Origin of the sequence: Mycobacterium paraffinicum (assembly GCF_001907675.1) — a bacterium.
Lineage (GTDB): Bacteria > Actinomycetota > Actinomycetes > Mycobacteriales > Mycobacteriaceae > Mycobacterium > Mycobacterium paraffinicum_A.
Genome location: NZ_MPNT01000023.1, coordinates 1 through 14,991 on the forward strand (window position 1 = coordinate 1; position 14,991 = coordinate 14,991).

Consider the following 14,991-nt stretch of genomic DNA (forward strand, 5'->3'; position numbering starts at 1 on the left):
ATCGATTCGGTTTGCGGGGGCCGCCCGGCCATGCCCTGGTGCCGCCCGACCTCGAACACCAGCTGCGGCCCGTCGGGGTTACCGATGTTGAGGGACTGGCCGTCGTGGATGTCGACCACCGGAACCCGCCGGCCGTTCACGAAAGTGCCGTTGAGCGAACCGTTGTCGATCGCCAGCCACCGGCCCTGGTCGAAGCGCAGGAGCAGGTGCGCGCGGGAGATCAGCGGGTGCGTGATGCGCATGTCGGCACGCAGGTCGCGCCCGACGACGACGTCGTGACCGGCGGCAAAGGTGCGTTCTGACCCGTCATAACGAACCGTCAGGACGGGCGGGGCTGGTGCACTCATCGCAACAACTGTATCGCGTGAAACCGTGGCCACCCTGAGGCCCAAATGTGCGTTTGCCGGCCCGCTCTAGTCGCGCCGCTGCGCGGCGCCCACCGTCAGCGCGCTAGTAGATCCGGGGCGCCCGTGACCACGCACTGGGTGCGGGTGTAGATGGTGGCCATGCACTTGTTGCAGTGCGTGCAGGCGGAATGCACGCTGTGCGCGGCGCCGTCGGCCGCGATCCGGTTGATCAGGTCGGGTTCTGCCAGCAGCGCCCGGCCCATCGCGACGAATTGGAACCCCTCCGCCATCGCGAGGTCCATTGTCTCCCGGTTGGTGATGCCGCCGAGCAGGATCAGCGGCATCGTCAGCTCGGCGCGGAACAGCTTGGCGTGCCGCAACAAGTAGGCCTCGCGGTAGGGGTACTCGCGCAGGAACTTCTTGCCCGTCATCCGCATTCCCCAACTCAGCGGCGGCTTGAACGCCCCGGCGAACTCCTTGAGCGGCGCGTCACCGTGGAACAGGTACATCGGGTTCACCAGCGAGCTGCCCGCGGTGAGTTCGATCGCGTCCAGCCCGCCGTCCTCCTGTAGCCACTTGGCGGTGGTCAGCGACTCCTCGATGGAGATGCCGCCGCGGACGCCGTCGGTCATGTTGAGCTTGGCGGTGACCGCGATCGGCGTGCCCTCCTTTTCCACCGCGCGGCGCACGGCCATCACCATGCCGCGCGCCACCTTCGCCCGGTTCTGAAGCGATCCGCCGAACTCGTCGTCGCGGCGGTTGATCAGCGGGGACAGGAACGAGCTGGCGAAGTAGTTGTGGCCCAGGTGGATTTCGACCGCGTCGAAGCCGGCCTCGATGGCCAGCCGCACCGCGTTGGCGTGGCCCTCGATGACGTCGTTGATGTCGTCACGGGTCGCCTTCTTGGCGAACCGCATCCCGATCGGATTGAAGAATCGCACCGGGGCCAGCGCCTTGGCCTTGTTGGATTTGGCGTTGGCGACCGGTCCGGCGTGGCCGATCTGTGCGCTCACCGCCGCGCCCTCGGCGTGGATCGCGTCGGTGAGCCGGCGGAATCCGGGCACCGCCTCGGGGCGCATCCAGATCCCGTTGCCCTCGGTGCGGCCGCCGGGGGAGATGGCGCAATAGGCGACGGTTGTCATGCCGACGCCGCCCGCGGCGGGCAGCCGGTGGTATTCGATCAGGTCGTCGGTCACCAGGGTGTCGGGCGTGCGGGCCTCGAAGGTCGCCGATTTGATGGTGCGGTTGCGCAGCGTGATCGGGCCGAGCTTGGCCGGGCTGAACACGTCCGGAGGGGTTGACATACCGGGAGCCTAATGGCGATCGCAAGCGCGGCGAAGCGGCGCGTGGCGGGTCGCCATCATCGGGCACCGTGGCGATCGCAAGCGCGGCGAAGCGGCGCGTGGCGGGTCGCCATCATCGGGCACCGTGGCGATCGCACGCGGGGCGTGGCGGGTCGCCGACATCGATGTCTGCCAGACTGTCAGGCGTGGGCGCAATCACACTGGACGGCAAGGCCACCCGCGACGAGATCTTCGTCGACCTCAAAGAACGGGTCGCCGCCCTGACCGCATCGGGCCGAACCCCCGGGCTGGGCACCATCCTGGTCGGCGACGATCCCGGGTCGCAGGCCTACGTCCGGGGCAAGCACGCGGACTGCGCCAAGGTCGGGATCACGTCGATCCGCCGGGACCTGCCCGCCGACATCAGCACCGCGACGCTGGAAGAAACCATCGACGAACTGAACGCCAACCCCGACTGCACCGGCTACATCGTGCAGCTGCCGCTGCCCAAGCAGCTCGATGAGAACGCGGCGCTGGAGCGTGTCGACCCGAACAAGGACGCGGACGGACTGCACCCGACGAATCTGGGTCGGTTGGTGCTCAGCGTGCCGGCGCCGCTGCCGTGTACCGCCCGCGGGATCGTGCACCTGCTGCGGCGCTACGACGTCGAGATCGCCGGGGCGCATGTGGTCATCATCGGCCGCGGTGTGACGGTCGGCCGGCCGCTGGGGCTGCTGCTGACCCGGCGGTCGGAGAACGCCACGGTGACGTTGTGCCACACCGGGACTCGCGATCTCGCCGCGTACACCCGCCAGGCGGACATCGTGGTGGCCGCCGTCGGGGTGCCGCACATGGTGACCGCCGACATGGTGCGTCCGGGCGCCGCGGTCGTCGACGTGGGCGTCAGCCGCACCGAGAACGGGTTGGTCGGCGACGTGCACCCCGACGTGTGGGAGGTCGCCGGACACGTGTCGCCGAACCCCGGCGGTGTCGGCCCGTTGACCCGGGCATTCCTGCTGAGCAACGTCGTCGAGCTCGCCGAACGGGCATGAGCGCGCGGTCCGTCGTCAGGGCCCAATGGCCAATCCTGCTGGTGGGCTTGACTTTCGCCACCGCACTTGCTCTGGTGGGGGCCAACTTTTGGCGTCGCGGTTCACTGCTGATCGGTATCGGCGTCGGCCTGGCGGCCGCGCTGCGGCTGGTGCTCCCCGATGAGCGGTCCGGCCTTCTGGTGGTGCGCAGCAAGGGAATTGACTTCCTCACCACCGCGACGGTCGCCGCGGCGATGGTCTACATCGCGTGGACCATCGACCCACTTGGCACCGGTTAGCTACCCGTTAGATACCCGGCACCGCCGGGATCTGCCGCGGCAGTCCGGGCACTTGCCCGGCCATTCCGGGCAGCTGTCCCGCCATGCCGGGCATACCGGGCATCTGGGGGACGGACAGATTGCCGCTGGCCAGGTTCGCCATCTGTTCCGGGCAGTAGGTCTGTATCGCGATCGTGGTGAAGATCCGCGCCATGGCGGGTGACATGCCCCGTCCGGAGACGCTGGACGCCGCCGCGGCGAAGTTACCGCCCGGCTGGGCGAGCATCGGGCAGATGGACTGGCCCACGGACATCGCGTTTCCGGGTTCGCCGAAGTCGATGCCCGCGTGGTTGAGCGCGTCGATGAAGTTGTCGTCGGGGTTGTCCGCCCGCACCGGCGCGGCGAGCGCCGACGCCGCGGTGAGCAGGGCGGCGGCCGCGGCCAGCAGACGAACGGTCAGGGGCTGATTCCGAAACAGCCAGATCCAGTGGTTCGTTCGTGCCCGTGCCTTCATGCGGCCTCCCCCTCGGTCGTGGAGTGCGCCGGATGCACTCGAATCACGTTGTGAACTCTGAACTATCACCGTCACGTTTGCGACACGGTGGGGTAAAGGTTGGCACAAATCAGCGTTTTGTGGGCCGGCGGCGGCCGCGGCGTCGACTATTGGGCCGGACGAATCGTCAAGCCGGTCGGCGGATCGATTCCACACTGTGACCTGACACGGGCGCCGGTGCCGCGCTTTTGCGTGAGAAATGTTTAAGAATCTCCGCACATGACGACTAATCGCAGCCGTCCGGTGGACCCACCCTTGCAGCGCGGCATCTCGCGTCAGGCGTTTCTGCGCAGCGCCGTCGGAATGTTGGCCACCGGCGCGGTTCTGGGCACCGCCCGCGCGGCCGCCGACCCCCCGACCGGCTGGGGCGGCCTGGCGTCGTCCATCGGCGGCAGCGTCGTCCTGCCCGCCAACAGCGGCCAATTCGCCACCAGCAAAAAGGTTTTCAATTCCTTCTACGACAGCTCCACCCCCGCCGCGGTGGTGACCGTCTCGTCCCAGGCCGATGTGCAGAAGGCGATCGCGTTCGCGACGGCGAACAACCTCAAGATCGCTCCCCGCGGCGGCGGCCATTCCTACGTCGGTGCCTCCGCCGCGAACGGCACGATGGTGCTCGATCTGCGTGGGCTTCCCGGTGGCGCCAACTTCGACGGGAACAACCTCACGGTGACCCCCGCGACCACCCTGTACGCCATCCACCAGGCGTTGACCGGCGCCGGGCGCGCGATACCCAGCGGCACCTGCCCGACCGTCGGCGTCGCGGGGCTCGCGCTCGGTGGCGGCATCGGGCCCGACACCCGGCACGCGGGCCTGACGTGTGACGCGCTGCAGTCCGCCACCGTGGTCTTGCCCAGCGGTGACGTGGTGACGGCCTCCGCCAACGACAACCCTGATCTGTTCTGGGCGCTGAAAGGGGGCGGCGGCGGCAATTTCGGCGTGACGACGTCGATGACCTTCTCCACGTTTGCTACCTCGGACAGCGACGTCGTGCGGCTCGACTTCCCGCCCGCGTCCGCCACGCAGGTGCTCGTCGGCTGGCAGTCCTGGCTCAACGGTGCGGACCGAAACACCTGGGGCATCGTGGATCTCATGATCGGCTCCGCCCCGAATTGCCACGTGCTGGCGACCTGCCCCGCGGGTGCGGGGTCCGGTGTGGCCGACGCGATCAAGTCCGCGGTGGGGGTGGCGCCGACCGCCGTCTCGAACAAGACGATGAACCGCACGGATTTGGTGATGTTCCTGGCCGGTGGCAGTTCCAACCCTCCCGCGCGCTCGTTCGTGGCCGGGTCGGACGTCATCGGCCCGGTGGATTCGGTTGCCGCGCATGCCATCGCCACCGCGATCGGGCAGTGGCCCGCCGGCGCCGGGCAGGCGTCGGTCCTCGTCGACCCGCTCGGTGGTGCCGTCGCGGACGTGGCCGCGGGCGACACCGCGTTCCCGTGGCGCAATCAGTCGGCCGTCTTGCAGTGGTACGTCGAACCCTCGGGCAGCCAGGTCGCCGCCGCGAACACCTGGCTGAGCTCCGCGCACCAAGCGGTGCAACAGATCTCGGTCGGGGGCTACGTCAACTACCTGGAGGCCAACGCCGCCCCGGCGCGTTACTTCGGCTCGAACCTGTCACGGCTGACGACCGTCCGGCAGAAGTACGACCCCAACCGGGTCATGTTCTCCGGGCTGAACTTCTAAAGGCTCAGCGACCGAGCAGACGATTCCTCTGCTCGATGTATTCCTCCTCGGAGATCAGTCCCTCGTCGCGCAGCCTGGCGAACTCGCGTATCTCGGCGGCGATGCCCGTCACTACGGTGCGGGGCTCGGCCTCGGCGGGCCCGTCTTCGGCCTTCTCCTCGATAGTGGTTCGGCGGCCGACCGGTTCCGCGCCCAACGGCACCCGGGCGCGGTTGCCGACGGCGTCCCGGATGGCCCGCCCGGCCGTGCCGGCCAGGGCCGCCTCGCCGAACGTGCTCTCCAAGCTCGGCGCCGCGGAAACGGCGGCGCCGGCCGGTGCGGCCGGGAGCGCCAACGCGATCGGGCGCACCGCCGGCGTCGCGGCCGCCCAGGTCGGCGGGACCGAGAGCCGACCGATTGAATCGGACTCACCGATACCGGCGGACACCGTCCGAGACAACACATTCGGCGCGGCCACCGCGTCCGGTGGCGTCACTGACCTGACTACGGACACGGGCGCGCCGTTCACATCCCAGTCACTGACGATGTCGTCGGTGTGCAAACCGGTTTGCGCGCCGACGAGGTCGATCGGCATCGACACCGCCCCCAGCGGGGCCAACGGGGCGTCGATACCGTAGGTGATCGCGTCCGCTCCCACGTTGACCAGGTCCAACGGCGAACTCAGGCCGAGGGCCGCCCCGGCGTCGCCCGCCGCCCCCGCGCCGCCCGCCGCCCCAGTCGCCGAGGCCGCCGACCCGGCGGGCAGCTCGGCGGCTTGGCTGAGCGCGTTGGCCTGGGTGGCCGATCCGGCCGGGTTGCTGTTCTGCTGTGGCGGCGTGAAGGGTGTCAGCTGTGTCGCCGCGGCCGCGGAGCCCGCGTAGCCGTACATGGCCACCGCATCCTGCGCCCACATCTCGCCGTACTGGGCCTCGGTGGCGGCGATCGCGGGAGTGTTCTGCCCCAACAGGTTCGTGGCGACCAGCATCGCGAGTTGGCTGCGGTTGGCCGCGACCTCCGGCGGCGGCACCGTGGCGGCAAACGCGGCCTCGTAGGCCGCGGCGGCCGCGATGGCCTGCGTGGCGGTCTGCTCCGCCTGCGCGGCGGTCCCACTCAACCACGCCACGTAGGAGTTGGCCGCGGCGGCCATCATCACCGAAGAGGGCCCCAGCCACGGTCCGGCGGTAAGGCCGGAGATCACCGACTCGTACGAGCTGGCCGTCGAATGCAATTCCGCCGCAAGAGATTCCCACGCCTGAGCAGCTGCGAGCATCGGTCCCGAGCCGGGGCCCGAGTACATCAGGCCCGAGTTGACTTCCGGCGGCAGAGTGGCGAAATCCATTGCGAAGTCCACCTATCCAGACGGCCGCGGGTGGCGCACATGAGCTGTGGATGACAAAAGGTTCCCCCTCGATGACTCGTTGACGGGCGCGGCGAGGCCGGCGCCGAACGTGACCGAGGCATGAGATTCCGACTCGGTCGACGAACTCTTGAGTGTCTTGCGATGTCAATGGCTCGCTACACCGCGCCCCTCTCTGACCGGTTGGAGACGTCGAACGTTGTCTTCATTCGCCGTCTTCGCTTCGGGTCCTGGCTCCCCGCAGTCGCAGTCCCGGTCGGCGAGCGCATCCTCGGGAGCCGGCTGCGGTAGCGGTTGCCCCTTACGCAGGGTGGCGATGAGCTCTCGGTAGGGGCCGACCAGGTAGACGGTGTCGCCGGCGCTGAGCCTGGCGTCGCGGCGCGGGTGCAGTCGAACCGGCGCGTCCTCCCGGGTAATCGCGATTACGCGGGTCTGTGTCGAGACTTCGAACATCTGCAAGCCGTCGAGCTCGCTACCGGCCTGCACATACATTCCGCCGACCAGAAACGATCGGTTGCCCACCGAGAAGGTGCCCAGCACCTGCAGTCCCATCGCCGCGCCGATGAACCACGGCGCGGCCAGCTCGACTGTAGAGCGGACGTTTTCGAAACCGAACCGCTGCGCCACCGCGGATCCCAGGTCGTGGTCGTAAACCCTCAGGACAAGCGGCACCTTGCCCCACCGATTGCCGACGGGAGCGAGGTCGGAGCCCAACATTTCGCGGACCACGAGCCCGGTCTCGATGTTGACCATGTCGTCTCGGGTCAGCACGGCGACGGCGCGGGCCGTATCGACCCTGGCGGCTTCCATCGTCGGGCGTAACGTCGCGTCACCGAAGATAACCGGCACGTCCAGTTCGGCGGCGGTGGACAGGAACGGATTGTTGGGGTCGCGCTCGATAACCGCGACTTCGTACCCGGCTTCGGTCAGGTCGGTTACCACCCGCACCCCCAGCGCGCTCAACCCGACCACGATGACGTGATTGCGCAGGTGGCGCACCCGGGGGCGCGCGGACAACGTGAGAAATCGACGCGACAGCAGCACGTCGGCGATGAAGGCGACCAGGAGTGCGGTGGTGGTCACGCCGGCCAACATCAGCACCGCGGCGTAGAGCCGCAGCCATGTCGGCTGCGCTGCGAAGCTGAAGTCGCCGTATCCCGTGGTGGTGATCGTCTCGTTGGTGAAGTAGAACGCGTCGGTCCAGGACATGCCCGGGTGGGTGTAGGAGAAGTGCAGCAACGTCGTCGAGCCGATGACCAGGAAGATCAGGGCGACGATCAAGGGATAGAACGCGGGGTTGACCTCGTTGGGCAGGGCTCGCACCGCATAGAGGACCCGGCGCAATCGCGATTGGCGCGACCGCATCCGTGGCTGCCGCGGAATCTTGATGCCGCAGGCGGCGACCTCCTCGGTGGTGCCGATCATCGCCGTCCAGTCGCCGGTGCTGACCCGAACGTCTCGACCCGGACATACCATCACTTCGCCGGAATCGGGGGCGTTCTCGTTGTGGACCACCGCGACCGGGGCGAGGTCCCCATAGATCTCCCGCAGCGATGCGTCGAACGGCGCCTCGCCGCCGAAGACCATGAACTCAATGCCCGCAACCTCGAATGGATGTGTCGTGCGAGCCAGACACGCCTCGACGACCGCGGCGCCCGCGAGGTCGGCGACGCCGAGGATCGCGCCGGGCCCTTCGTCCGCGGCGACCGCTTCGCGCAGCACGTCATTGGCCACCCGCGCCACCACGCGGATGTTCGGGTTGGCCTTGCGCGCCAGCAGCGCGATCTCCAGGTTCGTCGCATCGTCGTCGCCTGCACACACCACGGCCGATGCCGTAGCGACTCCGGCTTTGGCGAGCTGGGTCTTGACACGGGTGCCGGCCAGTTCGGCATCGAGGAGCCTTTCGACGCGTGCCCCGGCTCTTCTCAGCTCTTCGACGATGATTGACGCCAGCGCGTCATCACCGCTGACGATGATGCACTGGTTCATGACTGTCCACCCCTCCGCCAAACACAGCTGCCCTTCCGTTTGAACCTTGATACGGCCTCAATACTTCCGGCGGGGCAGAGACGCGAAACCCGTGTGGCACAAGCGCTTATTTGCTGAAGCGGGTGTCACGCGCTACTCCAAGGAAATGGAGATCTAATTCGATGCTAACAGACAGAATCGCGGCGCGGCGAGCGTTACGCATTGCATCCTGCATAGAACTGAGATCGAACGGGTACAGCTCCGCACTCCTAATATGCTGGAGCACAACCAAACTCAGGCCGTCCCAGAAGCGCTGCTGTACAACACCGTTGGTTTACCTGTGTATCTGCTGGGGAACTTACGCCCGGTGGCAATCAGCCTGTGCGAGCCAAAGTGCCGCATGTCACAACAGGTTTCGTGGGAGCCGTTACCCGGCGGCGAACGCGCTCAAATTCCGAGCCGGCATTGCCGATGGGAGCCCCTTTGTAACATCCAGGTCACCTCGCTGAGAGTGTCCTGGCAATTCTTCTGACAATTGCCTGTGGTTATGGTTGCTGGCCGAAAAGCGAGATGCGACAAACGCAATTGCGGCAGCTACGCTTTCGGCGGGCCGCACCGCCCTGCGACAAGGCGCACGCATTAGGGGGAAGGGATATCTTCTGTGGCAACACCTCTGGTTGAGCGGCCGGCTGCCGAGCACAAGGCGTGGTCGTCGTTCTCCGATGTCTGCAAGCGGGGCTTGTTGGGCAAGCCATTGATCAACTCGGAGCTCGAGCACGAGAAGTTGTCGAACCCGGTCGCGCTCGGCGTGCTCTCACCCGACGCGATCTCCTCCACCGCCTACGGCTCCGAGCAGATCATGATCGAACTGCTGCCGGCGGCCGGGATGGCCGCGTTCGCCCTACTGCTTCCGATCACCGGCGTGATCCTGCTGATCCTGGTTTTGGTCGCCGCGTCGTACCGCCAGGTCGTCATGGTCTACACCCGCTCCGGCGGGTCGTACGTGGTCGCGCGGGAGAACTTCGGCCCTCGAGTGGCACAGGTCGCCGCGGCGGCGCTACTGATCGACTATGTGGTGACCGTCGCGGTGCAATGCGCGGCCGGGACGGTCGCGGTGGCGTCGGCGCTCCCGGTTCTGGGCCCCTACAGCCTGGAGATCACCGTCGGCATGGTGCTGTTGATGTGCTTTGCCAATCTGCGGGGGTTGCGGGAAGCGGGAGCGCGGTTCGCCCTGCCCACCTACGCTTTCGTGGCCATGGTCTCGCTGACGATCGTCGTCGGGGTCATCCGCGAACTGTGCGGAAACCTGCCGACCTACGATCCCCAGCACATCGCCGGCGCGGTGCCGGTCCACCACGGCAGCGGACTGATCATGGGCGCGACCGTCCTGATTGTGTTGCGCGCGTTCGCCAACGGCGGTTCGTCACTGACCGGAGTGGAGGCCATCTCCAACACCGTCACCACGTTCCGCAAGCCGGAAGGTGTCAACGCCCGCCGGGTGATGACCATCATGGCCTGCATCCTCGCGTTCCTGCTCGCGGGCGTGGCGTGGCTGACGCACGTGACTCACGCCGTCCCCTACACGGACGGATACCCGTCGATGTTGTCCGAGATCGCCCGGGCGGTCTTCGGCCACGGCATGACCGGCAATCTGCTGTATATCCTGGTGCAGGCGTCGACCGCGGCGATCCTCTACACCGGCGGCAACACCAGCTTCAACGGCTTCCCCGCGTTGGCGAGCTTCGTTGCCGGAGACCGGTTCCTGCCGCGCCCGCTGATGAAGCGCGGGCACCGCCTGGTCTTCTCCAACGGCATCCTGGCTCTGACGGCGCTATCGATCGCGCTGCTGATCATCACCGGGGGCTCGGTCGACGCGTTGGTGCCCTTCTACGCGATCGGGGTGTTCACCGGGTTCTCGATGGCCGGCTACGGGATGACCAAACACTATCTGCGCCAGCGCGGTTCGGGCTGGCGGCGAAAGGTCCTGGTCAACCTGTCGGCGGGGGTCCTGTCGACGATCGTCGTGGGGATCTTCGCGGTGGCCAAGTTCACCGAGGGGGCCTGGCTCATCGTGGTGGTCTTCCCGCTGCTGGTGCTGGCGTTGATGCGACTCAACCGGCAGTACCGCGTGGAGGCGTCGGTGCTGGAGATGTCTCGCACGGAAAAGCCGGTCCTGGACCGGTACACCCGTCACCGGGTCTTCGTCTTAGTGGATTCCATCGACCTCGCCGAGGTGGAGGCGATGCGGTACGCAAACGGCCTGCATGCGGACGAGCTCACCGTGGTGCATTTCGTCATCGACGCCGAGCATGCCGCCCGGCTGCAAAAGCGTTGGGAAGTCTTCGAACACGACACGCCGCTGCGGCTGATCGACTGCCCTGATCGGCACCTGGGGCGTGCCGCGCACGAGCTGGTTCTCCGCGTGCTCAACGAGCATCCGGACACCAAGGCCACCGTGCTGCTGCCGCGCCGGACCTATTCGGCGCTGGTCGGCCGTTTGCTGCACGATCGCACCGCGGACAAGATCGCCCGCGCGGTCAGCAGGATTCCGGGGGCGGCCGCGCAGATCGTGCCCTATGACATCGAGTCCCGCATCGCCGAGGTCACTCGCGCGGGATGAGGCAATCGGGTCCTCGAGGAGGGGATGTTGTGACGCAACCGAGTGGCGGGATACCGCTCTCCTTCACCGACAAGTGCAAACGGCTTTTTCTCGGAGAGCCGTTGACCACCGACCAGTTGGATGGGGAGAGGCTGCCGAACGCCGTTGCATTGGGCGCTCTTTCGCCAGACGCGATCTCCTCGACGGCGTACGGCACCGAGCAGATCATGATCGAGCTGCTCCCGGCGGCGGGCATGGCGGCGTACGCGTTGGTGCTTCCGATCACCGGTGTCATCCTGGTGATCCTTGCGCTGGTGTGCGCGTCGTACCGCGAGGTCGTGATGGCCTACACGCGGGCCGGCGGTTCCTACACGGTCGCGCGGGAGAACTTCGGCCCGCGGGTGGCGCAGGTCGCCGCGGCGGCGTTGCTCATCGATTACGTGGTGACCGTGGCGGTGCAGCCCGCGGCGGCGACGGTGGCGGTGGTGTCGGCGATTCCCCCGCTGCGGCCCTATCACTTGGAGATCACCTTGGCGGCGGTCGTCCTGATCTGCCTGGCGAACCTGCGCGGGCTGCGGCGGTCGGGCCGCACGTTCGCGATGACGACCTACGCCTTCGTCGCCATGATCACGGTGACGATCCTGACCGGCTTCGTGCGTGAAATGTTCTGGGGCCTACCCAAATACGACCCACAGCACATCGCCGGCTCGGTGCCGGTGCATCAGGGCGGTGGCCTGGTGATGGGCGCGACGATCCTGATAGTGTTGCGCGCGTTCGCAAACGGCGGCACCTCGCTGACCGGCGTCGAGGCGGTCTCCAACACCGTCAACGTCTTTCAAAAGCCGCAGGGCCCCAACGCACGTCGCGTGCTGACGTGGATGGCCTGCATCCTCGGGTTTTTGCTCGCGGGCGTGGGCTGGCTGACACACGTCACCCACGCCGCGGCCTATCTCGACGAATACCCGTCGATGCTTTCCGAGATCGCCCGGGCGGTCTTCGGCCACGGGGTCATCGGCAACGTCTTCTACTTCTTGGTCCAGGCGTCGACCGCGGCGATCCTGTTCACGGGCTGCAACACCAGTTTCAACGGCTTCCCCGCGCTGGCCAGTTTCGTCGCCGAGGACCGCTTCCTGCCTCGCCCGCTGACCAAACGCGGCCACCGCCTGGTGTTCTCCAACGGCATCTTCGTGCTGACCGCGCTGGCCATGGTGCTGCTCATCATCACCGAAGCCAAGGTGAGTGCGCTGGTGCCGTTCTTCGCGATCGGCGTCTTCACCGCCTTCGCGATGGCCGGATACGGCATGGCCAAGCACCACCTGACCCGGCGAGATCCGGGCTGGCGAGTCAAGCTGGCGGTGAACCTGTCGGCGGGAATCATGTCGACGATCGTGGTGGGAATCTTCGTGGTGGCCAAGTTCACCGAGGGGGCCTGGCTCATCGTGGTCATCTTCCCGCTGCTGGTGCTGGCGCTGATGCGGCTGAACCGGAAATACCGCGACGAGGCCTCGGTGCTGGAGATGTCGCGCACCGAAGACCTGAACCTGGAGCGGCATCCGCGACTGCAGGTGCTGGTCTTCGTGGACACGATCGACCTCGCCGAGATCGAGGCGGTGCGCCTGGGCTACGGGCTACACGCCGACGAATTGACCGCAGTGCACTTCGTCATCGACGTCGACCATGCCGTCCGGTTGCGCGAGCGTTGGGACCGCTTTGAGCACGACACCCCGCTGTGGCTGATCAACTGCCCGGACCGCCATTTGAGCCGCGCCGCACACGAATTGGTGTTGCGGGTGCTCAAGGACCATCCGGACACCAGGGTGACGGTGCTGTTCCCGCGCCGCACGTACTCGCCCCTGTTGGGTCGGCTGCTGCACGACCGCACGGCGGACAAGATGGCTCGCACCGTCAGCCGCATCCGGGACGCGACCGCCATCATCGTCCCCTACGACATCGAGTCGCGGATCGGACGGCTTGCGCCCAACGGCCTTGACGTCAACGGTGCGGCGGAAGTGGTGACACCGATATCGAGTCTGGTGGGCGACCAGGCGTAGTTATCCGGCCAGCGTCGCGCGGATGCACTCGGTGACGTAGGGAAGCGCCAGTCCCGTCGAATTCGCCAGCGCCGGATGGGTGGCCAGCAACTCACGCACCTGCTCCAGGGTCCTGGTGCGGACCTCGGTCGGCGACGTGATGCAGTAGCTGCGCGACGCGACCAGGTCGATCAGGGCTTGCGGCGTAAGGTAATTCGTCCACTCGACCTGGTGGCGCTCCGGCTCGGTGAACGCCTCGGACAGCGTGACGTCGAAGCGGCCGCGGTCACCGTCGGAGCCGATGATCTCGCCCAGCTCCCGCACCCAGCCCAACCGCTCGTCGCGGGTGTTCCACACCAGGCCCAGCCGCCCGCCCGGCCGCAACACGCGGGCCACCTCGGGGATGGCGCGTTCGGGATCCACCCAATGCCAGGCCTGCGCGACCAGCACAACGTCAACGCTGTTGTCCGGCAGGGGAATCCCTTCGGCGGTGCCCAGCAGCGCGCGGGTCTCCGGCAGCGAGGAGCGCAACACCTCCAGCATGTCGGGAATCGGGTCGACGGCGACGACGTCCAGCCCGCGTTCCACCAGCCGGGTGGTCAGCTTGCCGGTGCCCGCGCCCAGGTCCAGCACCTGGCGCGCGCCGCGCGGCAGCAGCCAGTCGATGGCCTCCGGGGGATAGGAGGGGCGTCCCCGCTCGTAGGCCGCCGCCGCCGAACCGAACGACAGGGAGCGGTCGTGGCGAGAGCGGGTCACCGCCGACACGTGCCTTCGGTGGCGGCCAGATCCAGCGTCTTGCGAATCAGCTCACCGACCGCCTCGGATTCCACCAGGAAGCCGTCGTGCCCGCAGATGGACTCGACGACCTGCAGGCCGCCGCACCCCGGCAGCAACTCGGCTAGCTCCTCCTGCAACCGCAGCGGGTAGAGCCGGTCGGAGGTGATGCCACCGACCACGGCCGGCACCGGGCAACCGGTCAGGGCCGCGCGCACCCCGCCGCGGCCACGACCGACGTCGTGGCTGTTCAGCGACTCGGTCAGGGTCACGTAGCTGCCCGCATCGAAGCGGGCCAACAGCTTGTCGCCCTGATGCTCCAGGTAGCTCTGCACGGCGTAGCGGCCGTCCGCGCCGCCCTGCTTGTCGTTGCCGAACCGGGTATCGAGCTCGGTCTCCCCGCGATAGGTCAGGTGCGCGAAGCGTCGGGCGATGGTCAGGCCGGTATCCGGGGTGCGGCCGGTGTCGTGATAATCGCCGCCCTGCCAGTTCGGGTCGGCCTTGATGGCCGCGATCTGCGTGGTCTGGGTGCCGATCTGGTCCGCGGTCGCGCGCGCGCCGACCGCCAGCAGCAGCCCGGCGCGCACCCGGCTCGGGTGGCCGACCATCCACTCCAAAGCCCTTGCGCCGCCCATAGACCCACCAACAACCGCGGCGACCTCGTTGATTCCCAGTGTGGCCAGCGCGGCGATGTCGGCCTCGACCTGGTCGCGCACGGTGATCATCGGAAACCTTGAACCCCAAGGCTTTCCGTCCCGGGCCAGCGAGCTGGGCCCGGTGGAGCCGCGGCAACCGCCCAACACGTTGGTGGCCACGGCGCACCAGCGGTCGGTGTCGATCGGCGCGCCCGGACCGGCAACCCCGTCCCACCAGCCACCGGTGGGATGACCGGGTCCGGCGGGCCCGGTGATGTGCGAGTCGCCGGTCAGCGCGTGCAGCACCACCACCACGTTGTCGCGAGTCGGCGACAGCTCGCCCCAACGCTGGACGGCGATGCACACGTCGTCGATCACCGCGCCGCTCTCGGTGGTCAGCGAGCCGATGTGCACCAGGCCGATCTCGCCTTCGGCGGGCAGCGCCTGGGTGGGAACGTCGGAGATCGTCAT

The 14,991-nt window shown here is 67.7% G+C and carries 9 protein-coding genes and 3 pseudogenes; 5 read left to right on the forward strand and 7 right to left on the reverse strand.

From position 1 onward, the window contains the following. On the reverse strand, positions 1 to 347 hold a 347-nt coding region (locus BRW65_RS21340), incomplete at its 3' end, for an FHA domain-containing protein (RefSeq protein WP_139273201.1). 95 nt (positions 348 to 442) lie between these two features. Then, positions 443 to 1,651, reverse strand: a complete 1,209-nt coding sequence (locus tag BRW65_RS21345; protein ID WP_073878021.1) for an NADH:flavin oxidoreductase — start codon at positions 1,649 to 1,651, stop codon at positions 443 to 445. 185 nt (positions 1,652 to 1,836) lie between these two features. Between BRW65_RS21345 and BRW65_RS21355 the strand changes: the two genes are divergently transcribed. Together BRW65_RS21355 and BRW65_RS21360 are read left to right on the forward strand one after the other, a co-directional pair. Then, a complete protein-coding gene (locus BRW65_RS21355; protein WP_073878025.1) occupies positions 1,837 to 2,682 on the forward strand; it encodes a bifunctional methylenetetrahydrofolate dehydrogenase/methenyltetrahydrofolate cyclohydrolase in 846 nt (281 codons plus the stop codon). Then, positions 2,679 to 2,960 (forward strand): DUF3017 domain-containing protein, encoded by a 282-nt coding sequence (locus tag BRW65_RS21360; protein WP_073878027.1) that lies wholly within the window; start codon positions 2,679 to 2,681, stop codon positions 2,958 to 2,960. The genes BRW65_RS21355 and BRW65_RS21360 overlap by 4 nt, the downstream gene beginning before the upstream one ends. Positions 2,961 to 2,967: 7 nt before the next feature. Here BRW65_RS21360 and BRW65_RS21365 read toward each other — a convergent pair whose 3' ends face one another. Continuing rightward, the gene (locus tag BRW65_RS21365; RefSeq protein WP_073878029.1) at positions 2,968 to 3,453 is read right to left on the reverse strand and encodes a DUF732 domain-containing protein; all 486 of its coding nucleotides are present in this window, start codon (positions 3,451 to 3,453) and stop codon (positions 2,968 to 2,970) included. A 294-nt stretch (positions 3,454 to 3,747) separates the two neighbouring features. Between BRW65_RS21365 and BRW65_RS21370 the strand changes: the two genes are divergently transcribed. After that, positions 3,748 to 5,178, forward strand: coding sequence for an FAD-dependent oxidoreductase (locus tag BRW65_RS21370; protein WP_073878031.1), 1,431 nt, complete (start codon positions 3,748 to 3,750; stop codon positions 5,176 to 5,178). 4 nt (positions 5,179 to 5,182) lie between these two features. Here the strand turns inward: BRW65_RS21370 and BRW65_RS21375 are convergent, their stop codons facing one another. After that, positions 5,183 to 6,496 (reverse strand): PPE family protein, SVP subgroup, encoded by a 1,314-nt coding sequence (locus BRW65_RS21375; RefSeq protein WP_073878033.1) that lies wholly within the window; start codon positions 6,494 to 6,496, stop codon positions 5,183 to 5,185. A 270-nt stretch (positions 6,497 to 6,766) separates the two neighbouring features. Next, positions 6,767 to 8,503 (reverse strand): annotated as a pseudogene (locus tag BRW65_RS21380) (NAD-binding protein); the annotation flags it as partial. 652 nt (positions 8,504 to 9,155) lie between these two features. Between BRW65_RS21380 and BRW65_RS21385 the strand changes: the two are divergent. Further along, positions 9,156 to 11,084, forward strand: a pseudogene (locus tag BRW65_RS21385) (APC family permease); the annotation flags it as partial. 14 nt (positions 11,085 to 11,098) lie between these two features. Further along, positions 11,099 to 13,093, forward strand: a pseudogene (locus BRW65_RS21390) (APC family permease); the annotation flags it as partial. A gap of 39 nt (positions 13,094 to 13,132) precedes the next feature. Here BRW65_RS21390 and BRW65_RS21395 read toward each other — a convergent pair. Next, positions 13,133 to 13,867, reverse strand: a complete 735-nt coding sequence (locus tag BRW65_RS21395) for a class I SAM-dependent methyltransferase (protein ID WP_073878148.1) — start codon at positions 13,865 to 13,867, stop codon at positions 13,133 to 13,135. Beyond that, on the reverse strand, positions 13,864 to 14,991 hold the full coding sequence (gene metX / locus BRW65_RS21400) for a homoserine O-acetyltransferase MetX (RefSeq protein ID WP_073878035.1): 1,128 nt from the start codon (positions 14,989 to 14,991) through the stop codon (positions 13,864 to 13,866). Before metX ends, BRW65_RS21395 begins: the two co-directional genes overlap by 4 nt.